Source organism: Microbispora sp. NBRC 16548 (genome assembly GCF_030268985.1).
Lineage (GTDB): Bacteria > Actinomycetota > Actinomycetes > Streptosporangiales > Streptosporangiaceae > Microbispora > Microbispora catharanthi.
Genome location: NZ_BSSF01000015.1, coordinates 188,303 through 213,993 on the forward strand (window position 1 = coordinate 188,303; position 25,691 = coordinate 213,993).

Below are 25,691 nucleotides of genomic sequence, written 5' to 3' on the forward strand. Positions count from 1 at the left end.
CTGTCCGCGCCCGGGGGCGCCCGAGGACGTGACGGTCATCGGACGCCCCTCGGCGCCGTGAATCTGCCCAGCACGTGGACCGCCCCCAGGGCCCTGTTGACCTCCCGTATCGTCCGCGTGCCTCCGACAGCCCCGTCGCGCAACGCCCGCAGCCCTTCGGACGCGGTCATACGCTCGGCCTGCTGCCGGCCCGACGACCACGCGTCCGACAGAGCGCGCCGCCAGCCCTTCCCGTTGCGGTGCGCGATGACCAGCTCGGGCCGGAACCGCACCGGGGTCCCGCGCTCTGCCAGGGAGCGGGCGAGGCTGTTGTCCCCGCCCGTGCCTTCCTGGGAGAAACCGCCCACCTCATGGAAGACCTCGGTCAGGACCGCGCTGTTGCCGCCGGCGAAGAAGCCGACCGGGGCGTCGCGTTCCAGCCGTGCGTACCGGGCGTCGTATCGGGCCTGGCGCGCGCGGGACAGCAGGCCGAAGTCGAAGCAGAGCACCCGCCCGGTGATCGCCGGGCTGCCGTCGTCCACCGTCGCGGCCTGGATGAGCCAGTCGCCGCGCGGTGCGGCGTCGTCGTCCAGGAAGGCGAGCACATCACCCGTCGCCAGTTCGACGCCGAGCCGGCGGCTGGCGCCCGCCCCCTTCCGGTCCCGGCTGCGCAGGATCTCGACGGGCAGGGGCGAAGACCTGGCGACCGCGGTGGCGTGCCCGGTGACCGAGGCGTCGTCCACCACGATGACCTGGTGCAGCTTCGCCCGGGAGTCCGAGCCGTCGAGGCGGCGCGCGCACTCTGTCAGCGCGTCGAGACATCGCCGCAGGTCGCGGGCTCTGTCGCGGGTGGGAATGACTACTGAGATCCGAACCACTGCTCTCTCCATCCAGTAGCGAGGCCCGCCCACCGCTCCACCTCGCCGCTCGGCAGATAGGTGCGGCGGATGTGCAGCGGGCGGTGCTCCCAGGAGGCCGGCGGGGACTTGACCGTTCCGAAGGCCAGGAGGCCGGCGGGGACCGGAGGTCGCTCGGGGATGAGCCCGTAGGGGTAGGCGAACGTCCGCACCGGCTCGCCCGTCCGCTCGCGAACCCGGCGCAGCGACGCCGTGACCTCCTCGGCGGCCTCGTTCCTGCCGAGCTCCGGCAGCTTGGGGTGACGGACGGTGTGCGCCGACAGCACATGTCCGAGCGCCGCGAACCGCTCCGCCTCCTCCCACGTCAGGAAGCTCCTGCGGGGCGGCAACGCGGCCCGCTCCGACTCGCTCAGCCGGTCGGCGGCGTCCAACTCGCCGGTGACGCAGAAGAGCAGCGCCTTGACGCCGAACTCCGCGAGCAGCGGAGCCGCCACCTGCAGGTTGTCCCGGTAGCCGTCGTCGAAGGTGAACAGCACGCTCGGATGGTCGGGCGGACGGAATCCCGGCCCGACGGCGGCCGGGTCCAGCGCCGGGCCGACCGTGCCGAGCACCGTGTCGAGGCCCCTGCGGAACTGGTCGGGGGAGAGCGCGGTGTAGTGGTCGACGAGGGCGTTGACGTGGTGGAAGTACAGAACCAGCGGCCAACCGGGGGCGGAGCCGAGCGCGGGGTCGGCGAGGTCGGCGATCAGGGGAGCCCCCATCCGAGTTCGGCCAGCACGGACGCCGGCACCTCCACCCCGTGCGCGTCGGCCTCGGCGGCGTGGTCCTCCTCGGGCTGGTCGGGGAACCATGGGCGGGCCGGCCGGGTGGCGTGGCCGTCCAGCACGGCGGCGCGCAGCCGGTCGACGAAGCCGTCCAGCGCCTCCGGCTCGCCCGCCGGACCCAGATGCCGGGCGGACAGCCCGATGAAGAGCTGCGAGCAGCCCATCACCTGCTCCGGGTGCTTGCGCTGCTTGCCGACGTCCGGGCTCACCCGGCGGCCCGCGACCGCACCGGCCAGGATCTCCGCCAGGAGGGTGACGCACAGCCCCTTGTAGCCGCCGAACAGGGGAATCGAGCCGCCGCGGTCGAGGTCGCCCGGGTCGGTCGTGGGCGCGCCGGACGCGTCCTGCAGCCAGCCCGGCGGCACCGGCACTCCCCTGTTCAAGGCGTCTCTGATCTTTCCGGCGGCGACGACACCGGTCGCCAGGTCGACGCAGAACGGTTCTCCTCCCTCAGCGGAGGGAGTGACCAGGCAGATCGCGTTGCTGCCCAGGGTGGGCCTGCCGGCGCCGGGAGCGGCGACGGAGGGGCCGGAGGTGTTGAGCAGGAAGCCCACCACCTGGTGCCGCTGGAACGCGTGCCGATAGGCGGCGAGCATTCCGACGTGGTTGTTGTCGTGCACGGCGACCGCCGCCAGTCCGTGCTCCGCCGCCTTGGCCGCGCACCAGTCGGCCGCCAGCCGGGCCGCGGGCTGGCCGAGGCCGCCCCCCGCGTCGACGGTCGCGACGGCGGGGCCGGTCTCGGTGAGACGGGGCCGGGCCGCGGCCCGGATCCCGCCCTCCTCGATCCGCCTCAGGTAGGTGGGCAGCAGGGCGACGCCGTGCGAACGGTGCCCTCGGCGTTCGGCGTCGACCAGGACGCTGCTCGCGGCCTCGGCGGCCGGCGCCTCGACACCGGCCTCGAGCAGGGCGGCCAGAGTGCGGCGATGCAGTTCGGCCAGCGGGACGCGGACGCCCGCGGGCGGGCGGGCGGGCGGCGACTCGACGAACTGCCCGCCGTCGAGCCGCAGGGACCGGTATCGGCCGGGCACGCTCAGTCCTGCCCATTCGTGTCCGGCGAGTACCAGAACGCTGAACGGGTCGTCGTCCGGCGGCAGGTCGGCCACGGTGACGCTGCCGGGCCCGTCTCCGGCGTCCAGCACCGTGGTGCCCCGGCCGGCCCGCAGGCGCCCGAGGCGTCCGCTGCGGACGGGGCCGACCCTGACCGTTCCGTACGTGGGGGGCATCCGGCCGTCCAACAGGGCCGTGAGGCTGCTGCGGGCCTCGCCGTCCAACCCGGACAGCAGAACCTTCTCGCCCTCGCGGATCCTCAGGTCGGCGCCGCGCAGCAGGACCCGTTCGGCGCCCGGCGGGCCGACGGAGAGCACGACGTCCCGTAGTTCGAGCACGAGCGGCAGGTGGGAGGCCGCGGACGCGAGGCCGGTAGTCGTGGGCGGCGTCATGCCGGCCCCCCGGCGCGGAGAGCGGCCTGCTCGAGCCGCGCGAGGGTGGAGCGCACCAGGTGCTCCACGGTCTCCCCGGCGAAGTGGTCCCGGCTGAACTTGACGGCGAAGGCGAACCGCTCGCCGACCTGGTCGGCCTCCAGCATCAGCACGTACGGTTCCGTCTGGCGGGGCGAACGGCGGCCGCCGGCCGACACCGTGGAAGGCGGGAGCCAGTCCACCTCACGGGCGTTGATCTCGCTCATCCGGCTGCGGAAGTTCAGCCGGATGCCGCTGGACGGCAGGTCCGCGAGGGCGGTGTGCCCGGCGAACCGCAGCGCGTCGAACCCGAAGCGGTCCTTCGGCACCCGGTCGGACACGGCCGCGGCCCGCTCCAGCCAGTCACCCGGGCCGGCGGTCACCACGACGGGATAGCTGGCCTGGAAGTATCCGATTCCGGAGGTGATGTCCGGTCCGCCGGGCAGCCTGTCCCGCCCGTGGTGGTAGGTGTCCACGCTCACCCCGGGCAGGCCGAACCGTTCCATGATCGCGTCCGCGGCGGCGGTCAGCACCAGCGCCTCGAAGGTCAGATCACTGCGCACGGCCAGCCGCTGGACCGCGGCCGTGTGCGCGACGTCCAGTTCGGCGCTCGTGACGTCCATGCTGGACAGCAGGCCGGGCCCGGTCGCCTCGACCGGCACCGGACGGACCCGCGTCCAGTCCTGGCCGGCCCACGCCGCCGCGTCCCGGCCGGCCTGCGCGGAGGTCAGCCAGGCAGACAGCGCCCGCGCCCGGTCCCGTGGCGCGCCGGGAGCGGCCGGGAGGTCCGCGCCGACGAGGAGGGCCTCCAGGTCGTCCGCGATGAGTTCGACGGAGAAACCGTCGAGCGTCAGGTGGTGGAGCGCGACCTGGAGCAGCCGCTGGGCCGGCAGCCAGCGCGCGGCCAGCACCCGCCCTTCGTCGAGCCGGTGCGCCCGCCAGCCGTCCCGCAGCACGCCGGGCACCTCGTCGTCGGGCACGTCGGCCTTGACGAACAGGCCGTCCGGCGCGGCGGGGAGCACCTCTGCGCGCGGCGCGCCCTCGCCCTCGAGCACATAGCGGGTGCGTAGAGCCTCGTGCCTGCCGGCCAGGGCGAGGACGGCGGCCTCCACGTCCCCGGTGTCCACAGGCCGGCCGTCGGGCGTGCGCTCCGGCACGTCGAAGATCCAGCCGAGGGAGAAGTGGTCGGGATCGGTGAATCCGTTGGCGATCCAGCGGTGCTGGGTGGGGAGCAGCGGCACCGTGCCGGTCCTTCCCCCGCCGGCCGTCCCCTCTGATCTCATCGGGTCCGTGGCCTCGCGGAGCGCTTCGAGCCGGGACAGGATGCCGTTGAACGTGCGCCCGCGCAGGATGTCGGCCGGTGTCGCGGCGACACGGGCCTGGCGGAGCCTGCTCAGCATCCGTACGGCCAGCAGGGAGTCGCCTCCCACGGCGAAGAAGTCCGTGTCCGGTCCGGCCGGGGCCGCGCCCAGGGCCGCCTGCCACGCCTCGCCGAGCAGGTCGGCGGTCGAGACGGGCCGCGTGTGGTCAGGTGTGGTCATGCCGTGCTGCTCGCTTCCTTCGAGTCGGTGCCGGGCGCCGCGGCGGCCGCGGCCGGTTCGGTCGTCGTGCCCGTCTCGGCCGGTTCCTCGGCTCCGTGGGCCAGCCAGGCGCTCGCCAGGCAGCCCACCCCCAGAACCGCCGCCAGGACGAACCAGGCGATACCGGGCGCCTGCGTGATCAGGACGATGACGAGCACCGGGCCGATCGCCTGGTGCGCGGAGAAGCTGATGGAGAACAGGGAGAGATAACGACCCCGCAGGCGCTCCGGAGCGAGATTGACGGAGACCGTCCATTCGCCGACCGCGCCGTACAACTCGGCCGCGGTATGGGCCAGCACGCCGACCACCAGGAGGACCACGACGACCGACAACGCGTCCCCGGCCAGGGACGCCGCCCAGTAGGCGATCGCGGCGAGCGCGAAGGCCGCCGCGGCCCGGGCGTAAACCGGCGGCGTCTGGCCGACCCGGGAGATCCCCTTGGTCAGCCGGACCTGCAGGAGCACGACGAGCGCCGTGTTCATCGCGAACAGCACTCCCACCAGCCCCGGCGAGGCGGCGGTGTGCTGGTCGATCCAGAGCGGCACGCCCACGTTCAGGGCCGTCACGTGCGTCATGACCAGCGTGTTCAGCACGGCCAGCGCGACGTACCTGCGGTCGGCGAGCACCTCGCGGAACCCGCCACGCGGGCTCGCCTTCCCGCCCCCGCCCCCGCCCGCGCCGGCGGCGGCCGCCGCCGGGCGCGTCACGTGGATGCCGGTGACCAGCGCGGCGGCCACGAGGAACGACACCGCGTCCCCGGCCAGCACCATCGTGTAGCCGGTGTGGGCCTTCAGGGCGACCAGCGCCGCGCTGGTCAGCCCGCCGAGGCCGAAGCCGATGTTGCGCACCGACCTCTGGAAGGCCATCAGCGGCACGCGCTGCTCCGGGGTGACCATCGCGGCCACGAGCGCCTGCTTGGCGGGCCGCGCGCTGTGCTCGGCGATCTCGGCGACGACCGCGACCACCATGAAGGAGACCCAGTCGCGGATCGCGAGGTAGCCGAGGTAGCCGGTCGCCGCGGTCAGGAAGCAGGCGATGACCATGGTCTTGGGGCCGAGGCGATCGATGAGCGCGCCGGCCGCGGGCGCGCACACCGTTCCCACCAGGGCCGCGACCCCGAGCCCGACGCCCACCGACGCCGCGGGCAACCGGACCACGGCGGTCAGATAGAGGACGGTGACCGGGATGCGCATGCCCGTGCCGACCGCGTCGATGACCGCCACCCAGGCCCAGCGCCGGGCGCCGGGGACGTCGGGGAGCCCTATCCAGTTGCGCGCGAGGCGGCGGAGGACCTCCGGGGCGCTCACGACCCGGGCTTTCGCGACTCGACCGGGCTGAGGAACTCCAGCCGGTTCTCGTGGCAGTCCTTCACGTAGAAACGCCGGTGGCCGGGGAAGTTGTCGTCCCAGGTGATCTCGACCCCCCGGTCGGCCAGCGACGCGGCGAGGGCGTCGAGGTCCGCGACGAGGATGCCGGGGTGGGCCTTACGCGCCGGACGGAAGTCCTCCTCGACTCCCAGGTGGATCTCGAGGTTGTCGGCGCGGACCCACAGGCCGCCACGGGCGGCCAGCACGGGGGGCTTCTGGATCTCGGTCATGCCGAGCACGTCCACGTAGAAACGACGGCAGACCTCCTCCTCCCCCGGCGGCAGGGCGAGCTGCACGTGGTGAAGCCCGAGGCCGAAGGCGGAGTTGGCGGTCGTGGTCTCGTACGGCTGGGGCTGCGGGCGGTCGCTCATGTCGGAAATGCCTTTCGTGCGTCGGGGATTACGGTCATAGCGTTCTCCGGTCGAGAAGGTCGTGCCAGATCCGTTCCACGTGCGGCGGCAGATCGTCCGGCATCTGCGGCCCCGGACGCTCGGTGAGCAGACCCGCGAAGGGGGCGAGCTCCAGGGCCGCCGCCTCGGAGAGCCGATCGAGGTCCTCGCCGGCGCACAGCCGCCCGTACTCGACCACCACACAGCGGGCGGGGTCGCGGGTTCGCTCGTGCCGCAGCCAGGGCTCGTGCCAGGCGGCCCACTTGTCCAGCGCGGCCTCGCGCGTGCGGGGGCGCCACGGGCGGTCGCCTGACCACCGCAGCATCGAGGCCGCCACCGCCGAGGGGTGGCGGACCAGCAGCGCCCACCGGGCGTCCGGCACGGTCTCGGCGAGCCGGTCGAGTTCGAGGAGGTATTCGTTGTACTTCTCGCCGAAGCGGGTCGCGCCCGCGTAGGCGCGCCGTACGAGGTCGCGCCGCAGTGCCACCGCGTCCCCGGTGGATCCTGCGGCGACCTCGGCGGCCGCCTCGCGCAACACGGTCTCCACCGTGGCGAGCCACCGCTCGCCGCGCCGTCCGTACGGCGGTCTGCGGCGCAGGGCGTGCAGCATCTCGTCGACACGCAGGTGACGGGCCCGGACGTCCTCCTCCGTGCACCAGCGATGCAGCACGTAGGGCAGTTTCCCGTTGATCGTGAAGAGTCCGCCCACCGCCTCGAAGGCCGCGTCGAGCACCCCCGCCAGGGCGGTGGTGCCCGAGCGCTGCGCGCCGAGCAGTATCAGCGGCGATGCTCCCGGCACGGTCACGACCCCGCGCCCGCCGTGGCCAGGTCGTCCAGCCAGCCGCGCAGCCGTCGCATGCACGCCACGCTCGCCACGTAGGCTCCGCGCGAGAACTCCTCGCCCCATGGGTCGTCGCGCTCGGCGGCGGTGAGCTGCCTGCCCTGGCGCCAATGGGTCTCAAGGCTGACGAACCCGGTGTAGCCGTCGTCCGCCAGCCGTCGCAGTATCACCGGCCAGTCGAGGTCGCCGTCGCCGAGCCGGACGTATCCGCGAGTGCCGTCGGGGTCCTTCACGTGCACGTGTCGGATCCGCTCGCGGCCCACCTCGTAGTCGCCGGGGAAGGGGACGGGGTCCCAGCCGCTGAAGACGCTGTTGCCCGGGTCCCACAGCACGCCCACGTCGTCACGGCCGAGCGCCTCGAGGAAGGTCATCACGTGCCGCAACGTCGGGGTGTTGGTCCTGGTGCCGTTCTCCACGACGAGCGGGACGGGTAGCCGCAGCCCGTCCAGGACGCGGGCGGCCACGCGGGCGGCGCGGACCGGGTCGGGGTCGCCGTCACGGTAGAAACTGAAGATCCTGACGTGGGGGGCGCCGAGCAGCACCGCCCGGCGGCAGCCGTCCACCAGCAGGTCCGCGGCGGCCCGAAGGTCGTCGTCCGTCTCAGGCAGCGCGACCTTGAACGCGGGCGGCGCGAACCCGGCGTTCGCCAGCCCGTGCTCGTCGAGGATCGCCCGGGCCCGCACCAGTTGGTCGTCGGTGAGCAGATGGGGCGGGGTGCCCTCCATCGATCTGATCTCGACGGCGTCGAATCCCAGCTCGGCGGTGGTCTCGGCGACCACCTGGCAGTCCTGCGCCAGCTCGTCGCCGATGACTGCCAGTTTCATCGGAGTCCCTCTTCCTTTTCCGGCGGCTTCGTCGCCGCAGTCGCGTTCGGGTGGGCGCCCGCCGGCACGAGGGCGGCGGCGAGAACGGCCATGTCCGCCGCCGGGGTCCCCGCGCGGGACTCGACCGTCACGCATCGCAGCGCGGCACGGTCCATGACCCGCAGGACGGGCTCGAGGTCGGCCGGCGTCAGGGAGCGGTGCCGCACTCCATCGGAGGTCCGCCGCACACCCTTGACCTGGGCCGCCCGTACGTGCGGGGCGAGGCCGGCCAGTTGACGCCGGTCCGCGCCGCCGATCTCGTCGAGACCCAGGACGTCGAGGACGACCCCCACACCGGTGCGTTCGGCGAGATCGATCAGGCCGTTCACGCCGGGCCCCCCGGCATGCGTCTCGACCCACAGTTCGAGCCCGGCGTCCGCGGCGGCCGCCACCTGGTCGGCGACCAGCCCCACGTCGGGCGCCTCGACGCAGAAGACCTTCACCGGCCATTCGGACGGCACGCCTGCCGCCGCCGGATCCGGCAGGGCGGGATCGCCGAGCCGCCACCCGACGCCGGTGAAGAAGACGTGGAGCCCGGCCGCGGCGAACCCGCGCACCGCCTCGGCGACGCCGTCGCGCTCCCACCGCAGGTTCTTGCCGATCCTCAGATCGACACCGGAACCGCCGTACGCGAGGACGGCGTCGGCGAGTTCCGCGGCGGTGGCTCCGGGCAGGGTACCCGAGCTGAGACCGATGGCCGGGACGTTCGTCATCGGGCGGCCCCCGCGGTGCGAGCGGCGGGGGCGTGCCCGGAGAGAAGGCCGTCCAGCGCCTCCACCACCCCGCGGCTGCGGCTGAGCGCGGCCAGGCCGAGGGCGGTGCGGCCCGCCACCGCGCCGGAGAACTCCTGGTAGACCTCGGTGCGCAACACCGACGCGGGACGGGTTCGTCCCTCGATCGGCCTGCCGTCGATCTCGCCGGTGACGGCGCCCGAGCGGACCTCCAGCCAGGCGTCGGCGCCGAGCACCGTGAGCTGCTCGGCCCTCGCGACGGAGCGGCTGGTGATCGCGACCGACAGCTGGGCGCCGGACTCGAACGCGATGTGCCCGCACAGCTGGGTGTCGATGCCCGGTGCGGCGTCGGTCCTGGACAGAGGCGTCACGGCACGCGGCGTTCCGAGCAGCTGGCATGCCAGGTCGAGGTAGTGCACTCCCAGGTGTGCCGTGACGCCTCCGAGCGCGTGGCGGGGGTCGGAGCGCCAGCCGGCCTGCCGGTAGTGCGCGTCGGGACGCGCGCGGGAGACCGTGAGGCTCGCGACGGCCCCCGCGAACCGTTCCGGTTCGATCGCACGCAGCGGTTCTGGCAGGGCGAACCGGTGCTGGAACATCACCGCGGCCAGGACCTCGCCGTCGTCCGCGAGCGAGAGCAGCCCGGCGAGCTCCTCCGCGGTGCGCGCCGGCGGCTTCTCCAGCAGCAGATGCTTGCCTGCGGCCACGGCGGCCCGCGCGACGTCCGTACGGGCGCCCGGGGGCAGGCACAGCGCCAGCGCCCGGACGGCGTCGTCCGCCAGCACCTCGTCCAGCGCGCGCACCGTCAGTCCGGCGCCCCGCGCTCGCGACGCCGCCGCCGGATCCGTCTCCACCACCGCGGCGGCGTACGCGCCGGCGGCGCCGGCCAGGGCGTCGACGTGCTGGCGCCCGGCGTTGCCGTAGCCGACGACCGCGATCCCCGTCGCCTCGGAGCGGCCGCTGTCCGGCCCGCTCACCCCCGCTTTTCTTTCTCCCATACAAGCCCCCCTGGTTCGCGCCCGGTCAGCGGTGGACCGGAACTCTGTCGCGCAGCTCGGCGCCGGTTCGGGTGACCGGGCCCGCCGGAGTGTCGAAGGTGAAGCCGATCCCCGAAAGGGCGTGGTCGAGCACGGCGAGCATCTCCCGGTGCGACGGCGCGTCGCCGACGAGCAGGTCGAGATAGACCGCCTTGCCGTCGCCCGGCAACGGAGTGCCCGGCTGGACGAGCTGGCGTCGCGCGGTGATCCCCGGAATCCGGGTGAGCGAGCGGGCCCCCTCGATCGCGACCACCCGGGTCGCCTCGGGCAGCGGCCGGGTGTAGTGCTGGAAGAACACGCCGTCCCGGGGACGCACGGCCGGCTCCACGTCCTGCCCGAGTGCGAGCCGGCCCGCGACCTCGATGAGGTCCATGCCGGTCGCCCGCAGGTACAGCTCGTTGATGAACCCGCCGATGCGGCCGTTGACCTCGATGACGCGGGGCCCGCGATCGGTGATCTTGACTTCGGTGTGGGTGATCCCATGCCGCACGCCGAGGGCCCGGAGCGTCCGTTCGGTCATCTCGATCACTTCGGCCCGCAGGGCGTCGTCCAGCGTGTCCGGGAAGAACTGCCCGTTCTCGCGGAACGGCGGCAGCAGCGGCAGTTTCCCGGTGACGCCGATCGTGTGGATGCTGTCGCCCGCGCAGGCGCTCTCCACCGAGACGTAGTCGCCGAAGGGCTCGCTCGGGACGCCCGTCAGGCACTCCTCGACGACGAGACCCTCCTCCGCGGCGGCGCCCTCGGGGTCGAGGAGCCGGCCGGCCAGGGCCGCGCCCTCGGCGGCGTCCTCTACGAGGTGAGTGTTGCGGCTGCCCTCCCCTCGGACCGGTTTGAGCACGGCGGGCAGCCGAACGTCCCGGGGCCAGTCCGCGGGGCTGCGCAGCAGCCACGACGCCGGGGTCTCGATGCCGTGCTCGCGCATCGCCCGCCGCTGGAGGTGTTTGTCGGTGAGCCGTTCGACGGTCTCCGGGCTGTGGAACGGCAGGCCGGCCGCGGCGGCGAGCCCGGCGGCGACGGGTAGCTCCTGCTCGCTGAAGGTCACCATCCCGCTCGCCCCGGCCGCGCGGAGCGCTCGGCCGTCGGCGTGCGAGTCTCCGGTGAGCGTCATGACGGTGCCCGCCGACTCGAGCAGGGCGGCGTAGCGCGCGCCGTCCGGGCCCGGCGCCACCACGAAGATCAGATCGTGGCAGAAGCTCAGGCCGACCAGCATGTCGCCGAGGGTCACCGCGCCCTCGCCGAAGACGACCGCGAGCCTGGCGTCACCGGCGGTCATGCGCGGCCCCTTCCGTGGTGCGCGAGCAGCGCCGCGATCCCCCGCACGGTCGGGGCGGCGACCGCGTCCCGCAGCGGGATGGCGACGCCGGTCAGCTCCTTGAGCCGGGCGATCATCCGGACGAGGAGGAGGGACTGGCCGCCGAGCGCGAAGAAGTTGTCATCGGGGCCGACGTCCTCCACTCCCAGCAGGTCCCGCCAGACGACGGTGATCTCCCGCTCCGCCGGGAGGCCGCGCCGCTCCGCGGCGGTCTCCGGAGCGGTCTCCGGAGCGGGCGCGGGCATGCGCACGCCGCGTTCCGGTCCGGACGGCTCGGGCGCCACCGGATCGAGCCAGTGCCTGCCGCGCTGGAACGGATAGCGGGGCAGGGGCACCCGGCGCGCGTGCGGGTCGTCGTCGAGGGCGGACCAGTCCACCGGGGCTCCGGCGCACCACGCCGCGGCCACGGCCTCCAGCAGGGTCTGCGGCGGCCGCGCGTCGTCCTTGCGGCCGGGCAGGGCGGCGAGGGCCACCAGCGGGCGGCCTGCGGCCGTCTCGTGCGCCAGGTTGGCCAGCGTGCGGCCGGGGCCCACCTCGATCAGCAGCGGGTCGCGCCACTGGAGGGCGTACTCGACCGCGGCCGCGAACCGGACGGTCTGGCGCAGGTGGCGCGTCCAGTAGTCCGCGTCGAAACCGCGTTCCGGGTCGACGGGCCGTCCGGTGATCCCGGAGACGACCGGGATGGCGGCCGGGCGGTAGGCGAGCCTCTCGGCATGGGCGCGGAACTCGTCGAGGAGGCCGTCCAGCATCGCCGAGTGCGCCGCGATCGGCACGGGGACCTTACGGTGCCGGATGCCGCGCGCGTCGAGCCGCTCGACGAGGTCCGGCATCGCGTCGGCCGGGCCGGTCACCACGATCGAGCGGGGTGCGTTGATCGCGGCCACCGACAGGGACGCGGGCAACAGCGGGGCGACGCTCTCCTCCGCCGCGAAGACCGCCAGCATCGCCCCGCCCCGCACGCGGTCCAGCAGGCGGCCTCGGGCCCCCACCAGTGCCGCGGCGTCGGCCAGGCTCATCGCCCCCGCGATGCAGGCCGCCGCGTACTCGCCCAGGCTGTGGCCGATCAACGCCTTGGGCCGCAGTCCCAGCGACAGCAGCAGCGTGGCGGTCGCGTACTCCACGGCGAAGACGGACGGCTGGGCGAGGGCCATGCCGTCGAGTTCGGCCTGGGCGGCGGCACGGTCGCCGGGGACGTCGCAGAGCGTCCAGCGGATGTCGATGCCGGTGCTGACGGAGAACTCCCTGGCGCAGTCGTCCATGGCCGCGCGGAAGACGGGGAACCGGTCGTACAGCTCCGCGGCCATGCCGGGGTGCTGGTTGCCCTGGCCGGTGAAGAGGAAGCCGACGCTCACCGAGTCGCTGCTGCGGGCCGGCAGCCGGAACGCCGAGGGGACACCCAGCTCGGCGGCGCCGGACACGACCGCGGCGGAGCGGTACTCCCGCTGCCGGCGGCCGAGCCGCAGCGTGTGCGCCATGTCGCGGACGTCGGCCTCGGGGTTGGCGCGCGCGTGCCCGGCCAGCCGGTCGGTCAGCTCGGTCAGGGCGTCCGGGGTGTGCGCCGAGAGCGGCACGATGACGGGCAGGGCCGGCGCCGGCCGGCTGTCGGCGATGGGGGGAGCCTGTTCGAGCACGACGTGCGCGTTCGTGCCGCCGACGCCGAAAGCGCTGACCGCGCCTCTGCGCGGGCCGTCCGTCGTGGGCCAGGGCCGCAGCGTCCTGTTGATGTAGAACGGGCTGTCGTCGAGGCCCAGGCCGGGGTCCTCCTGATCGCAGTTGATGCTCGGCGGGATGCGGCCGTGGTGCAGTGCGAGCGACGCCTTGATCAGCCCGGCGACTCCGGCGGCGATGTCCACGTGCCCGATGTTCGGCTTCAGGGTGCCGAGCGCGCAGGAACCCGGCTCGCCCCGCCCGAACGCCTGGACGAGGGCCTCGACCTCGATCCGGTCGCCGAGCTCCGTGCCGGTGCCGTGGGTCTCGACGTACTGGATCGTGTCCGGGCCCACGCCCGCCGCGGCCTGCGCGGCGCGGATGACGTCCGCCTGCCCGCTCACGCTGGGGGCGGTGTAGCCGACCTTGCGCTCCCCGTCGTTGTTGACGGCCGATCCCCTGATCACCGCGTAGATCGTGTCCCGGTCGCGTACGGCGTCGCTCAGCCGCTTCAGCACCACGACGCCGACACCGTTGCCCGGCACGGCGCCCCTGGCGTCCTTCGCGAAGGCACGGCAGTGCCCGTCGGGCGACAGGATGTCGTGCGGGCTGTAGAGGTAGCCGGACCTCTGGGGCAGGACGACCGACGCGCCACCGGCGAGCATGAGGTCCGCCTCGTGCCGCACCAGGCTCTGCACGGCCATGTGCACGGCGACCAGCGACGTGGAGCAGGAGGTCTGAACGGTGATCGCAGGGCCCCGCAGACCGAGCCGGTAGGCCGTGCGCGTCGCCACATGGTCCTTCTCGTGGCCGACGAGCATGGCCATGTCCCCGAGGTTCCTGACGAGGCCGGCGTGCCCGATGACGTGCCGCATCAGGTAGTGGTTCTTGCCCGTGCCCGCGTACACCCCGATCGGACCGGGGGCCGTCTCCTGGGTGTATCCGGCGTTCTCCAGGGCCTCAAGCGCGCACTCGAGGAACAGCCGCTGCTGCGGGTCCGTGACCTGGGCCTCGCGCGGCGGCATGCCGAACAGACCTGCGTCGAAGTCCTCGACGCCCGAGATCACCCCGCGCACCGGGACATAGGCCGAATCGGCGAGAACAGCCTCCGGCACCCCCTCCGCCGCCAGTTCGCCGGGCTCGAACCGGGTGAGGCACTCCCGGCCGGAAGCGATGTTGTCCCAGAACTGCGCGGCGGTCTCGGCGCCGGGCAGTCGCAGCCCGAATCCGATGATCGCGACGCCCTCCCGCTGTGCGCCCGTCTCCCGGCTCACCGCCGCACCCCTCTCAGATGCTCGGCCAGCGCCCGGACGGTCGGGTACTGGAAGATGTCCACGATGCGCAGAGGGTGGTCGGGCAGCTCGGCGCGCAGGCGTGTGTGCACGCGCCCGGCCAGCAGCGAGTCCCCGCCGATCTCGAAGAAGGGATCCTGGACGCCGAAATCGGCCGTGCCCAGCACCTCGCGCCATACGCCGGCGATGACGTCCTCGAAGACCGGCCCGCGGTCCTCGCCGCGTCCGCCGCCGTCGCCGTGGCGCGTCGTCCCTCCGGCGGGCGGAGCCGGCGGCCGGCCGCGGTCGCCCGCCGTGGCGCGGCGTTCGAGCTCGGCGACGTCCACCTTGCCATTCGAGGTGTACGGCAGCCTGTCGGTCACCACCCACAGCGCCGGCACCATGTAGTCGGGCAGTTCGGCGCGCAGCGCTTCGCGCAGGCGTGCCACCAGGCCGTCCTCGTGGTCGGCCACCACCGCGGCGAGCAGGCGCCTGGATCCGGCGTCGGCGCCGGTCACCACGACGGCGACGTCCCGTACATCGGCGTGCCCGGCCAGCCGGCCCTCGATCTCCGCCAGCTCGATGCGGTAGCCGCGCACCTTCACCTGCCGGTCGCGCCGCCCGTCGAAGTGCAGTCGTCCCGTCGTGTCCCAGTGCACGAGGTCGCCCGTGCGGTAGAAGCGCTCCCGCCGGCCGGGGGGTGTCACGAAGGCCCGTCCCGTCTCCTCGGGGGCGCCCAGGTAGCCGGCGGCCAGCCCGCTGCCGCCGAGATACAGCTCGCCGACCTCGCCCGGCCCGACCGGCTCGCCCGCCTCGTCGAGGACCAGCGCGGAGGTGCCCGCGATCGGCCTGCCGATCGGCACGGGCGCCTCGACCTCCGCCGCGCTCCGCATGGGATGCACCGTGGAGAACGTGGTGTTCTCGGTCGGTCCGTACGCGCTGACCACCGTCAGCCCGGGATGACGCGACAACACGGCGCGGACCGCGTCCGGGGGCACGACGTCACCGCCGGTGAACACCTGCCGGACGGTGGCGAAGGCCTCGATCGCCTCGGCGGCCACGACCCGGAAGAGGCCCGCGGTCAGGAAGGCGACGCTGACCTCGGCCTCGCGCATGAACACCGCCAGTTCGCCCGGCGAGACCGGGCCGTCGGGAAAGACCTCCGCGGTCGCGCCGGTGGCCAGCGCACAGAAGATCTCCAGCGTCGAGGCGTCGAAGGCCAGCGGGGCGAGCCGGAGCATCCGCTCGCCGGGCCCCCTCCGCGCGTAGACGGCGCCGCGTACGAGGCGCACGACACCGCGGTGGGGAATGCGCACGGCCTTCGGCACACCGGTCGATCCCGACGTGAACGTGATGTAGGCGATGTCCCCGGGATCCCGTTGGGCCCAAGCCCTGCGCGGGCCGGCGGCGGGCGGGTGGGTCATCGGCGCCGGTTGGACGGGCACGCACCCTGCGGGGGCGGCCCGGACGATGGAGCGGGCCGCGGCGAAGTCCGCGACCACGGCCTTCGGCCGGACCGGGTCGAGCATCGACCTGAGCCTCGGCTCCGGGAGCGAGGCGTCCACAGGAACGTAGACGGCCCCCACGCTGAGAACGGCGAGGACGGCCACGATCTCCTCGACGGAACGGGGCAGCGCCACGATCACGTGGTCGCCGGCCCCGACCCCGCGTGCCAGCAGCCCGTCGGCCTGCGCCTCGACCTGTCCGAGGAGCTGCGCGTAGGTCAGGCTCAGGCCCCGTCCAAGATCCCGGACCGCCGGCAGGTCCGGGAACTCGGCGCCCGCCTCGGCGATCAGCTCTCCCACGGACGCCTCCGCGTCCACCTCCGGCGCACGCCCCCACTGTCGCGGTTCGGAGGTCATGAGCGACCGCCTCCGTCGCGTCGCGGACCGGTTGAGATCTCCCTCATCACTCCACCCCCGGAGTCGGATCGATGGTCATCGCCGCAGCGCGCATCGCCTGCACGATGCGGCGCCTGTTGTCGGGACGGCGCAGGTAGAAATGGCCGCCCGGGAGAAGGCGCATGGAGAAGGCGCCGGCGGAGTGCTGCTCCCAGCCGCCGAGCCTGTCGTGCAGGTCGTGCTCGTCGGCACCGCACAGGACCTGCAGAGCGCACGCCAGCGGCCGGCGGTCCTGGAATCGGTAGGTCTCCATGGCCGCGTAGTCGGCCCGCATGTACGTCGCCACGATCTCGATCAGTTCGGGACTCTCCAGCACCTCGGCGGGAATCCCGTCGTGCCTCCTGTGCAGCGTCCACAGCAGGTCGGCGTCCGGGAGGTGCCGCACCTCGGGCTCTCGGCGCGCGATGTCGGGACTCGGGAAGGCGGACACCCACAGCCAATCGGGGGTCCTGCGACCGCGAGCGCGCAGCGCGTGCGCGATCTCGAAGGCGAGCAGGGCGCCGAAGCTGTGGCCGAACAGACCGAAGGGCAGGTCAAGCGGCAGGGAGTCCGCCAGCTCCCCGGCCAGGGCGCGCAGATCCCGTGAGGCCGGTTCGGCGAACCTGGCGCCGCGTCCCGGCCGTTCCACACCGATGATCTCGACCTCGCCGGCGAGGCCCGTCCACTCACGGAACTCCCCCGCCGAGCCGCCGGCGTGGGCGAAGCAGTAGACACGCGCCCGATACGACGTCTGCGGCGGTCCACCCGCCGTGGTCGCGTTCATGCGCGGTCGATCAGATCGAAGATCTTCTGGCGCACCACGGGGCTCCGCAGGAACTCACCGGGGGGAACGTCGACCCGGACGGAGGAGCACTGCGCCGCGGTCCATCCCGGCGCCGGTCCCCGGTCACTGGCACCGCTGACGACGAGCGAAACCGGCGCCTCGGGCGTCGGCACGGCCGCGTCCACGGTCGCGAAGAGGAAGCCGAACCATGCCTCGTAGCGCTGGGTCAGCATCGTGACGCACGTCTCGATCTCGGCCTCGGGCATGCCGTCGACGGCGAGCTTGGTCGTGAGGTCGCCGGTGAGCGTGGCGAGGACGGTGTCGAGTGTGAGCTCGGCGGGCCGGTCTCCGGTTGCGCCGAGCGTCGCCCGCAGGGCGTCCAGCTCCTGCCCGATCATGGTCACGGTGAGCCACGTCGGCTCGACGAGGACCACGGCGGGCGCGTGCCCGTCCCCGCTGCTCGTGAGCCGCTTAGCAAGCGCGAGTGCGAGCGTCGCCGCGCTGCAGTAGCCGAGCACGGCGGCGGGCCGGCGCCCCAGCCCCTCGATCTCCTTTGCGTACAGGTCGGCCAGCCGGGCGATGGTCAGGGACCCGTGGATCTCGAGGTCCTGCACGGCGTCGATGCGGTAGGTCTCCCACCTTGATTCCGGGACGCCCATCAGGCCGGTCATCGTGTCGGCGGTGGAGAACATGGCGAAGTCCACAAGTATGACCGGCGGAAGATCGCCTTCGACCAGCTTCTCCAGCACTCGTTCTCCCCCTTCGAGATGTCCTGCGTGCGGTCCTGCCTCGAGGCTCGGCGCCGGGCGCCACCGGTGACCCTCGGCGCGCGAGGGTCACCGTCGCGTCCCCGGCCGTCTCCCGGTGTCCCGGGACGGCACCGCGGTGAGAAGCCCCCACGCCGGCACTCCGCCTGATGCGGTCTCGTGGCCGCCGAGGCGCTCCCCCGAGCCTCCGCCGCGGACACTGTCGCACCGGATCCTGGAGCCCCGCTGACGCGCCGCTGACGCAGGGGGCGAGCGGCCGCGCGTTCCGCGTCAGCGCGATTCCAGAGAGGCGGTCCGGTACGCCGGGGCGCGCAGGACGAGGTGCCGCCCCGTCGTTTCAGGCCCGTTACAGACCCGGATGCGAAAGTCGTCAACCGGTCGGCCTGGCGGTCGCCCGCAGCTCACCCCTGCGAGCGGCCGGGCCTGGAGGCCTTCCCTGGGCCGGTTCGCGCTCCCGCAGGAGGAATTCGTTCGTGTCCGAGACGTTGGTGAGGCCGCACGATCGCGCGGCCCGGTTCGACGCGATCGTCGTCGGCGCCGGATTCGCCGGCATGTACATGCTGCACCGGCTGCGTGTCTCGGGCTTCACGGCCCGCGTCCTGGAGGCGGGCGGAGACGTCGGCGGCACCTGGTACTGGAACCGTTACCCGGGAGCGCGCTGCGACGTGGAGAGCCTGGAGTACTCCTACTCCTTCTGCCCCGAGATCACCCGGGAGTGGAGCTGGAGCGAGCGCTACGCCGCACAGCCGGAGATCCTGCGGTACGCGGGCTATGTCGCCGATCGGCTGAACCTGCGCGAGGACATCCGGTTCGGCACGCGGGTGACGGGCGCGGTGTACGACGAGGACGACGGCTGCTGGACGGTGACGACCGAACACGGCGCCCCCCTGCGCGCCAGGTTCCTCATCACCGCCGTCGGCTGCCTGTCGGCGGCCAACGTCCCCGACCTGCCCGGCCTCGGATCCTTCGAGGGCCGCTGGTATCACACGGGCCGCTGGCCGCACGAGGGCGTCGACTTCACGGGCGAACGGGTCGCCGTGGTGGGTACGGGTTCGTCCGGCATCCAGCTGATTCCCGCCGTGGCCGAGCAGGCCGCGCACGTGACGGTGTTCCAGAGGACGCCCAACTTCAGCACACCGGCGGTGAACGGCCCCTTGGACCCGGCGCGGGAACGGTGGTTCAAGGACAACCGCGACGCCCTCGCCCGGCGGGCCCGGACCTCGCCAGGCGGGTTCCTGATCGAGTACGGGGAGCGTTCGGCCCTGGAGGTGAGCCCGGAGGAGCGACTGGCCGAGTTCGAACGCAGGTGGTCGCGCGGCGGGGTCGGCTTCCTGGCCGCCTTCTCCGATCTGCTGCTCTCGGAGGAGGCCAACCGGACGGCGGCCGACTTCGTACGAGACAAGATTCGCTCCATCGTGACCGATCGGGCGACGGCCGAACGGCTGGTCCCCACCGGCTACTCCATAGGCCTCAAACGCCTGTGCCTGGACACCGGTTACTACGCGGTCTACAACCGTCCGGACGTCACCCTCGTGGACCTGCGCGAGACCCCCATCACGGAGATCGTCCCCAACGGAATCCGAACCGCCGGGGAGACCTTCGACGTCGACGCCGTCGTCTTCGCCACCGGATACGACGCCATCACGGGTGCGCTGCTCGCGATGGACATCCGAGGCCGCGGCGGGCGGCGGCTTCGGGACGCGTGGGCGGCCGGGCCGAGCAGCTACCTAGGCCTGATGAGCGCCGGGTTCCCCAACCTGTTCACGATCACCGGTCCCGGCAGCCCTTCCGTGCTCACGAACATGATCGTCTCCATCGAGCAGCATGTGGAGTGGATCGCCGCCTGCCTCGCCGACCTCGAGCGCGCGTTCGGCCCACGGGCCTTGATCGAGGCCGAGGCCGGCGCCGAGGCGGCTTGGATGGATCACGTCAGGGAGCTGGCCGAGTTCACTCTCTACGGCAGGGCCGAGAGCTGGTACTCCGGTGCGAACATCGCCGGAAAGCCCCGCACCTTCCTGCCGTACGCGGGCGGCGTGGGCAACTACCGGGCCATGTGCGACCGGGTGGCCGCGCGCGGGTACGAGGGGTTCCTCCGCACCGCCCTGCCCGAGGGGGCGTGAACCTCCGTGCGGGCCCTCGTCCCGGCGGCCCCGAAGTGGCACGTACGGGCACGGGCCGGGTCGTCAGGTCACACGGCAGAGGATCTCGCCGTGCAGGACGCTGAACCAGGCGTCCTCGCTCGCGGCCCACTCCCGCCAGCCGTCGGCGATCCGCCGCAGGTCGTCCTGCGTGGCGTGGCCGACCGCGACCGCGCGCTCGGCGTAGGAGGACTGGACCGTGCGGTCGGCCCACAGCCCGCCCCACCACTCCCGCTCCTCCGGGGTGGCGTAGCACCAGGTGGACGATGACGAGGTGATGTCGGTGAACCCGGCTTCCCCGGCCCAGGCGCGCAGGCGGCGCCCGGCGTCGGGCTCGCCGCCGTTGGCGCGGGCCACCCGCCGGTAGAGGTCCAGCCAGTCGTCCAGGGCCGGAACCTGCGGATACCACACGAAGCCGGCGTAGTCGGAGTCGCGCACCGCGACGATCCCGCCCGGCTTGGTCACCCGCCGCATCTCGCGCAGCGCGCCCACCGGGTCGCCGACGTGCTGGAGCACCTGGTGGGCGTGCACCACGCAGAAGGAGGCGTCGGGGTAGTCGAGCGCGTGCACGTCGCCGGTCGTGAAGCTCACGTTGCCCAGGCCGCGCCCCTCCGCCTCGCGGCGCGCCTGCTCCAGGATGCCGGGTGCGGTGTCGAGCCCGATCACCTCGCCCTGCGGCACCAGTTCGGCCAGGTCCGCGGAGATCGTGCCAGGACCGCAGCCGACGTCCAGGATCCGCATGTGGGGCTTCAGCGCGCCCAGCAGGTACGCCGCCGAGTTGGCGGCCGTGCGCCAGCGGTGGGAGCGCAGGACGGACTCGTGAAAGCCGTGGGTGTACACGGCCGTTTCTTGTGCCATGCGGAGACCATTCCACAGGTCTCGCTATTTGAGCAATTATGTCTCACATTGAGAGACAGAGGCCATGCCGCTCAGCCGGGTCGAGCGACCTCCGGGGAGGAGCGGAAGGCCGGGGTGCGCGAGCCGAAGAAGGTCCTGCGCGGCTATCCGGCCCCGCTGGACGGTTGATTCCCCGGCCCGAGCGCGGGCATGGTGATGCGATGACCAGCGATGAGGTGCGCGACGGAGTCACGCTGACCAACCTCGACCAGCCGTTGTTCGACGGCGCCGGCGCGACCAAACGCGACCTGGTCGACTACCTGGACGCGGTCCGCGACCGCGTCATCCCGGTGCTGCGCGACCGGCCGCTGTCCGTGGTGCGGGTGCGGCAGGGCCAGGCGCCGTTCATGCAGAAGAACGTGCCCTCCTACGCCCCGGACTTCGTGCGGACGGTCACTCTCTGGGCCGAGTCGTCGCAGCGGCGGGTGTCGTACGCCCTGTGCGACGACCGGCGCACCCTGCTGTGGCTCGCCAACCAGAGGGCGGTGGAGTATCACCCCGCCCTCGTCCACGCCGGCGACTGGGACCGTCCGACCCATCTCGTGCTCGACATCGACCCGCCGTCGGCCGAGGCGTTCCCGCAGGCCGTCGCCGCCGCCCGCCTGGCCGGCCGGGCGCTGGCCGACGCCGGTCTTTCGGGAGCGGTGAAGACCAGCGGCGCCAAGGGCCTGCACGTGTTCGTGCCGCTGGAGGCGCACACGACGGAGGACGTCGCCGCGGCCACCCGCGCGCTCGGCGTACGCGCCGAGCGCCTCGACCCCGCCCTCGCCACGACGGCGTTCATCCGGGAGGACCGCGGGGACAGGGTGTTCATCGACTCGACCCGGTCGGGCGGGGCGACCGTGGTGGCGGCCTACAGCCCGCGCGTACGGCCCGGCGTTCCCGTGTCGTTCCCGGTGGCCTGGGACGACCTGGACCGGATCACCCCCGGCGACTTCACCGTCCACACGGCGGCGGGGCTGCTGCGGGACGGCGACCCCTGGGCCGCGCTCATGCCGGAGCCCCAGCGGCTGCCCCGCGACCTGATCGAGGAAGGCCACACGATCCCGGTCGCCCGCGTCCAGGCCATGCACGAGGGCAAGCGCCGCGCCCGCGCCCGCCGCGCCCCCTCGTGAGCAAGTTGGCGACATGGTGTTGCTATAGTTCGCGACATGTCGTCGCCAACATCGCGCCAAAGCTGGATCCCCCTCGTCGTGCTCGCGACGGGCGTGTCGATGGTCGTCATCGACGCCACGATCGTGAACGTGGCGGTGCCCGCGATCATCGCCGACCTGGGCCTGGGCGCCACCGACGTGGAGTGGGTCAACTCGATCTACTCGCTGATGTTCGCGGCGCTGCTCATCCCGTTCGGCCGGGCCGGCGACCGGTACGGCAGGCGCCGCCTGTTCGCCCTGGGCGTCGCGGTCTTCCTGCTGGCGAGCGTGCTGGCGGCGACGTCGGTGAACGGGCCCATGCTCATCGGCGTACGGGCCGTGCAGGGCGTGGGGGCGGCGATGGCGGTGCCGATGACCCTCGCGATCATCAACCGCGTCTACGTGGGCCGTCAGCGGGTGATCGCCTTCGCGGTCTGGGGCTCCATCATCGGCGGCATGGCCGCCGTCGGCCCGCTGGTGGGGGGCTGGCTCGTCACCGAGCACGGCTGGCGGGCCGCTTTCTGGATCAACCTGCCCATCGGCGCGCTGCTCCTGCTCGGCTCGCTGCGGGTGCCCGAATCACGCGACGGCCACAGGGCGGGTGGCGACCTGGCCGGACTCGTCCTCGCCGTGCTCGGCACGACCGGCGTCGTCTTCGCGCTCATCGAGGGCCAGAAGTACGGCTGGTGGGAGCCGCGGCGGACCGCGGACCTGTTCGGCCTGCGGTTCGAGAGCGTCTCCCCCGTGCCGTTCGCCTTCGGCGTCGGCATCCTCGCGCTGGTCGCCCTCGTCGTACGCGAACGGCGGCGCGAGCGCGCCGGCCGGCCCGTGCTCGTCGACCTGACGCTGTTCGAGCTGCCGAGTTTCCGCTACGGCGCGATGGCGGCGGTGATCGTGGCGCTCGGCGAGTTCGGCATGATCCTCGTGCTGCCGCTCTTCCTGCAGTCCGCGCTCGGCTACACCGCCTTCCGTGCCGGTCTCGTCATCGCCGCGCTGGCCCTCGGCACCTTCCTCGCGGGCGGGCTGGTCCCCCCGCTGTCGAAGACGTTGTCCCCGCGGACGATCGTGCGGATCGGCCTGGGCATGGAGGCCGTCGGCGCGGCCGGCATCGGCCTGTCCCTCGCGCCGGACATGGGCGCCTGGCGGCCCGTGCCGTGGCTGCTCCTCTACGGCGCGGGCATCGGCTTCGCCACGGCGCAGCTCACCGGCGTCCTCATGGCCGACGTGCCGGCGCGTCTGTCCGGCGGCGCGTCGGCGCTCCAGAGCACGGTCCGCCAGCTCGGCGCGGCGCTGGGAGTCGCCATCCTGGGCGGGGTGCTGGTGGCCGGCCTCGGCTCGGCCGTCGAGCGCGGGCTCGCCGACCGGCCCGAGCAGGTGCGGACGAGTGCGGCGCGCGCGGTCGAGGAGAGCGCCGGCGCCGCCATCCCCGCGCTCCGCGACCCGGTGATCCACGCGGCGGCGGTCGAGGCCGCCGCCGAGGCGACCCGCAGGGTCACGTTCATCACGGCGCTGGCGCTGCTGGCCGGGGTCGGCGTCACGTTCCTGCTCCCCCGCACACCGGCCGTGAAGGACGAGTCGCCGGAGCGGGTCGCGGCCGGCGGGCCGGATACTGGAGGTCGCGACCTGGACATGTAGCGACCCTGGAGGGGGTAATGCCGAGGATCAGCGCGGCGACCGTCGCGGATCACCGGGCCAACCAGCACGCCGCCCTGCTGGAGGCGGCGCGGGAGATCCTGGCCGCCGAGGGTGTGCACGCGCTCACCCCGGCCGCCGTCGGCGCCCGGATCGGCCTGGCCCGCTCCAGCGTCTACCGCTACTTCGCCTCCACCGCCGACATCCTGGCGCAGCTCGTGGAGGACGCCTTTCCCCGCTGGTCGGCCCGCCTGCGCGCCGCCATCGCCCCCGCCGGCCCGGATGGCTCGCTGCCCGGCAGGATCCGCGCGTACGGCAGGGCCGCGCTCGACTTCGTCGGCAGCCCCGACTACGCGCTGATCCCGGCGCTGCAGGCGATCGGGCTGCCGGGCGAGTGCCGGGTCCGGGTGGACGAGCTGCACGGCGCGCTGATCGCACCGCTCGCCGACGCGCTGCGCGAGGCCGGGGCCGACCATCCGGCGTTGCGGGCCGAGCTGGCGTGGGGAGTGCTGCGGGCGGGGGCCCGCCGCCTCATGCCCGACGCGGCGGCACACGTCCCGGAGCCCGTGGCGACGGATCCGGACGACATCATCGAGATCACCCTCGACGTGCTCACCCGCGCCCTGCGCTGATCCCTGCGCTGATCCCTGCCGTCCGGCGGACGCGAGCACCGGCCCGGCTCACGACGGCGGCGTCGCCGATCGGCTCGCCGTCCTGCGCTATTCCTGCAGATGACATCATCTTTGATGCGGACTGACGTCATAGCCGATTGACTTGACGTCAGAGTGGCGTCATAGTTGGGTCATGGATCTGATGCCATACGTCGAGAACCTCCGCCGGCAGCTCGCCGTCGCCGCCGAAGCGGGCGGTCCGGACGCCCGCGCTCTGGCCGAACGCCTCACCGGCGCCCTCGAATCGGCCGCCAGGCTCACCTTGCTGGAGGCGCTGTCGGCGGCGGCGGACGAGATCACCCGTGATCTCGCACCGGGCTCGGTCGACGTGCGGCTACGCGGCGGTGACCCGGCGTTCGTGGTGACGCCACCGCAGCCGGCGCCGTCTCCGGGGGGCGCGGCCGGCGGGGCGGAGACCGCGCCGCCGGCGGCGCCGGAGGCCACCCCGCCTGCCGGGCCGCCGTTCGGCGAGGAGGGCGGCACCGCGCGGGTGACCCTGCGGCTGCCCGAGCCGCTCAAGGTGCGTGTGGAAGAGGCGGCCGCCCGGCAGGGGATCTCGGTCAACGCCTGGCTGGTCCGCGCCGTCTCCGCCGCGTTCGAGCCAGGCGCCGTGAGCGGTCCCGCCGACCGGCCGAAGCAGCCCCGCAGCGGGCGCGGCTACACCGGCTGGGTGCGCTAGCGGCGCCCGCCCGGTCTCATCACCCGTCACCACTCATCGCCCGGCCCCGAGGCCGGGATGTTCCACCAGACCCGTGAGGAGGGCTCCGCCATGCCTGCTTTCGACACCCCCGAGCCGATCACCGCCGACATCCAGATCTACCTCGGCCAGGTCCGCGTCCACGCGAGCGACCGTGCCGACACCGTGGTGGAGGTGCGCCCCAGCGACCCGTCCAGCGAGGCGAGCGTGCAGGCCGCCGAGCGGACGATCGTCGAGTTCTCCGGCGGACGACTGCTGGTCAAGGACCCCAAGCCGAAGGCCCTGAGATATCTGCTGCCCTGGCGCGGCTTCATCGACGTGACCGTCGAACTACCGGCCGGCTCCCGCGTCGAGACCCAGGGTGCCGCGGACCTCATCGCCACCGGCCCGCTCGGCCAGACCGTCCTGCAGAGCTCGTACGGCGGCCTGCGCCTGGAGGAGACCGGCCCTCTGGAGGCCAAGGCGTCGTACGGCGACGTCTCCGTCGACCGGGTGACCGGACCCGCCGAGGTGACCACCTCCACCGGGGCGATCCGGATCGGAACCATCGACGGCCCCGGCACGCTGAAAACCTCCACCGGCGCCATCACCCTCGGCGAAGCGACCGGTGACCTGCAACTGAAGACCGCCCACGGTGACATCACCGTCGACCGCGTGCTGGCCGACCTCACCGCCAGGACCGCGCACGGCGGGATCCGGATCCACGTGGCCGTGAGCGGCACCGTCCACCTGGAGACCGGCTACGGCAAGGTCGGCGTCGGCATCGCCGAGGGCACGGCCGCCTGGCTGGACCTGCACTCCAAGAACGGCGTGGTGCGCAACGCCCTCGACGCCGCCGAAGGCCCCGAGGCGACCGACACGGTCGTCGAGGTGCACGTGAACACCAACTGGGGCGACATCGACATCCACCGGTCCTGACCTCCGAACACCAGCAAGGAGA

General features: G+C 73.4%; 22 protein-coding genes. 6 read left to right on the forward strand and 16 right to left on the reverse strand.

The window, feature by feature from the left end:
- Positions 1 to 35: 35 nt before the first annotated feature.
- Genes QSK36_RS34195 through QSK36_RS34265 form a run of 15 tightly spaced genes read right to left on the reverse strand, consistent with a single transcriptional unit; the run spans position 36 to position 17,565 of the window.
- Positions 36 to 857, reverse strand: coding sequence for a glycosyltransferase family 2 protein (locus QSK36_RS34195; RefSeq protein ID WP_285785234.1), 822 nt, complete (start codon positions 855 to 857; stop codon positions 36 to 38).
- Positions 839 to 1,597 carry a polysaccharide deacetylase family protein gene (locus tag QSK36_RS34200; protein ID WP_183544473.1) on the reverse strand — a complete coding sequence of 253 codons (759 nt, stop codon included), beginning with the start codon at positions 1,595 to 1,597 and terminating at the stop codon, positions 839 to 841. Before QSK36_RS34200 ends, QSK36_RS34195 begins: the two co-directional genes overlap by 19 nt.
- Positions 1,582 to 3,099, reverse strand: a complete 1,518-nt coding sequence (locus QSK36_RS34205; RefSeq protein WP_285785235.1) for an Ldh family oxidoreductase — start codon at positions 3,097 to 3,099, stop codon at positions 1,582 to 1,584. The genes QSK36_RS34200 and QSK36_RS34205 overlap by 16 nt, the downstream gene beginning before the upstream one ends.
- The gene (locus tag QSK36_RS34210; protein WP_285785236.1) at positions 3,096 to 4,658 is read right to left on the reverse strand and encodes a condensation domain-containing protein; all 1,563 of its coding nucleotides are present in this window, start codon (positions 4,656 to 4,658) and stop codon (positions 3,096 to 3,098) included. Before QSK36_RS34210 ends, QSK36_RS34205 begins: the two co-directional genes overlap by 4 nt.
- Complete coding sequence (locus QSK36_RS34215) at positions 4,655 to 6,004, reverse strand: MFS transporter (RefSeq protein ID WP_285785237.1); 1,350 nt, start codon at positions 6,002 to 6,004, stop codon at positions 4,655 to 4,657. Before QSK36_RS34215 ends, QSK36_RS34210 begins: the two co-directional genes overlap by 4 nt.
- Positions 6,001 to 6,435 (reverse strand): VOC family protein, encoded by a 435-nt coding sequence (locus QSK36_RS34220; RefSeq protein ID WP_285785238.1) that lies wholly within the window; start codon positions 6,433 to 6,435, stop codon positions 6,001 to 6,003. The genes QSK36_RS34215 and QSK36_RS34220 overlap by 4 nt, the downstream gene beginning before the upstream one ends.
- Positions 6,436 to 6,469: 34 nt before the next feature.
- Positions 6,470 to 7,252 carry a sulfotransferase gene (locus QSK36_RS34225; RefSeq protein ID WP_285785239.1) on the reverse strand — a complete coding sequence of 261 codons (783 nt, stop codon included), beginning with the start codon at positions 7,250 to 7,252 and terminating at the stop codon, positions 6,470 to 6,472.
- Positions 7,253 to 7,254: 2 nt separating this feature from the next.
- Complete coding sequence (locus QSK36_RS34230; RefSeq protein WP_285785240.1) at positions 7,255 to 8,118, reverse strand: sugar phosphate isomerase/epimerase family protein; 864 nt, start codon at positions 8,116 to 8,118, stop codon at positions 7,255 to 7,257.
- A complete protein-coding gene (locus QSK36_RS34235) occupies positions 8,115 to 8,870 on the reverse strand; it encodes a hypothetical protein (protein ID WP_285785241.1) in 756 nt (251 codons plus the stop codon). The genes QSK36_RS34230 and QSK36_RS34235 overlap by 4 nt, the downstream gene beginning before the upstream one ends.
- Positions 8,867 to 9,883: a Gfo/Idh/MocA family protein gene (locus QSK36_RS34240; protein WP_285785242.1), complete on the reverse strand. Its 1,017-nt coding sequence runs from the start codon at positions 9,881 to 9,883 to the stop codon at positions 8,867 to 8,869. The genes QSK36_RS34235 and QSK36_RS34240 overlap by 4 nt, the downstream gene beginning before the upstream one ends.
- A 25-nt stretch (positions 9,884 to 9,908) precedes the next feature.
- Complete coding sequence (locus QSK36_RS34245; protein WP_285785243.1) at positions 9,909 to 11,195, reverse strand: ATP-grasp domain-containing protein; 1,287 nt, start codon at positions 11,193 to 11,195, stop codon at positions 9,909 to 9,911.
- Positions 11,192 to 14,155 carry a type I polyketide synthase gene (locus tag QSK36_RS34250; RefSeq protein ID WP_285785244.1) on the reverse strand — a complete coding sequence of 988 codons (2,964 nt, stop codon included), beginning with the start codon at positions 14,153 to 14,155 and terminating at the stop codon, positions 11,192 to 11,194. The genes QSK36_RS34245 and QSK36_RS34250 overlap by 4 nt, the downstream gene beginning before the upstream one ends.
- Complete coding sequence (locus QSK36_RS34255) at positions 14,152 to 16,014, reverse strand: non-ribosomal peptide synthetase (protein WP_183544493.1); 1,863 nt, start codon at positions 16,012 to 16,014, stop codon at positions 14,152 to 14,154. The genes QSK36_RS34250 and QSK36_RS34255 overlap by 4 nt, the downstream gene beginning before the upstream one ends.
- 46 nt (positions 16,015 to 16,060) lie before the next feature.
- Complete coding sequence (locus QSK36_RS34260; protein WP_183544495.1) at positions 16,061 to 16,816, reverse strand: thioesterase II family protein; 756 nt, start codon at positions 16,814 to 16,816, stop codon at positions 16,061 to 16,063.
- Positions 16,813 to 17,565 carry a thioesterase domain-containing protein gene (locus QSK36_RS34265; RefSeq protein ID WP_183544497.1) on the reverse strand — a complete coding sequence of 251 codons (753 nt, stop codon included), beginning with the start codon at positions 17,563 to 17,565 and terminating at the stop codon, positions 16,813 to 16,815. The genes QSK36_RS34260 and QSK36_RS34265 overlap by 4 nt, the downstream gene beginning before the upstream one ends.
- A gap of 491 nt (positions 17,566 to 18,056) precedes the next feature.
- On the opposite strand from QSK36_RS34265, the gene QSK36_RS34270 reads away from it, so the two are divergent.
- Positions 18,057 to 19,703, forward strand: a complete 1,647-nt coding sequence (locus QSK36_RS34270) for a flavin-containing monooxygenase (RefSeq protein WP_285785245.1) — start codon at positions 18,057 to 18,059, stop codon at positions 19,701 to 19,703.
- A gap of 63 nt (positions 19,704 to 19,766) precedes the next feature.
- On the opposite strand, the gene QSK36_RS34275 is transcribed toward QSK36_RS34270, so the two are convergent.
- A complete protein-coding gene (locus tag QSK36_RS34275) occupies positions 19,767 to 20,579 on the reverse strand; it encodes a methyltransferase domain-containing protein (RefSeq protein WP_183544501.1) in 813 nt (270 codons plus the stop codon).
- Positions 20,580 to 20,779: 200 nt separating this feature from the next.
- On the opposite strand from QSK36_RS34275, the gene QSK36_RS34280 reads away from it, so the two are divergent.
- The 5 genes from QSK36_RS34280 (at position 20,780) to QSK36_RS34300 (ending at position 25,669) form a co-directional block, all read left to right on the forward strand.
- Complete coding sequence (locus QSK36_RS34280) at positions 20,780 to 21,733, forward strand: DNA polymerase domain-containing protein (RefSeq protein ID WP_183544503.1); 954 nt, start codon at positions 20,780 to 20,782, stop codon at positions 21,731 to 21,733.
- 36 nt (positions 21,734 to 21,769) lie between these two features.
- Entirely contained in the window at positions 21,770 to 23,386 is a 1,617-nt protein-coding gene (locus QSK36_RS34285; RefSeq protein WP_183544505.1) for an MFS transporter, read from the forward strand.
- A 17-nt stretch (positions 23,387 to 23,403) separates the two neighbouring features.
- Positions 23,404 to 24,015: a TetR/AcrR family transcriptional regulator gene (locus QSK36_RS34290; protein WP_183544507.1), complete on the forward strand. Its 612-nt coding sequence runs from the start codon at positions 23,404 to 23,406 to the stop codon at positions 24,013 to 24,015.
- Positions 24,016 to 24,187: 172 nt separating this feature from the next.
- Positions 24,188 to 24,733, forward strand: a complete 546-nt coding sequence (locus QSK36_RS34295; RefSeq protein WP_183544508.1) for a toxin-antitoxin system HicB family antitoxin — start codon at positions 24,188 to 24,190, stop codon at positions 24,731 to 24,733.
- Between the two features lie 90 nt (positions 24,734 to 24,823).
- Positions 24,824 to 25,669 carry a DUF4097 family beta strand repeat-containing protein gene (locus QSK36_RS34300; protein WP_183544510.1) on the forward strand — a complete coding sequence of 282 codons (846 nt, stop codon included), beginning with the start codon at positions 24,824 to 24,826 and terminating at the stop codon, positions 25,667 to 25,669.
- Positions 25,670 to 25,691 lie beyond the last annotated feature (22 nt).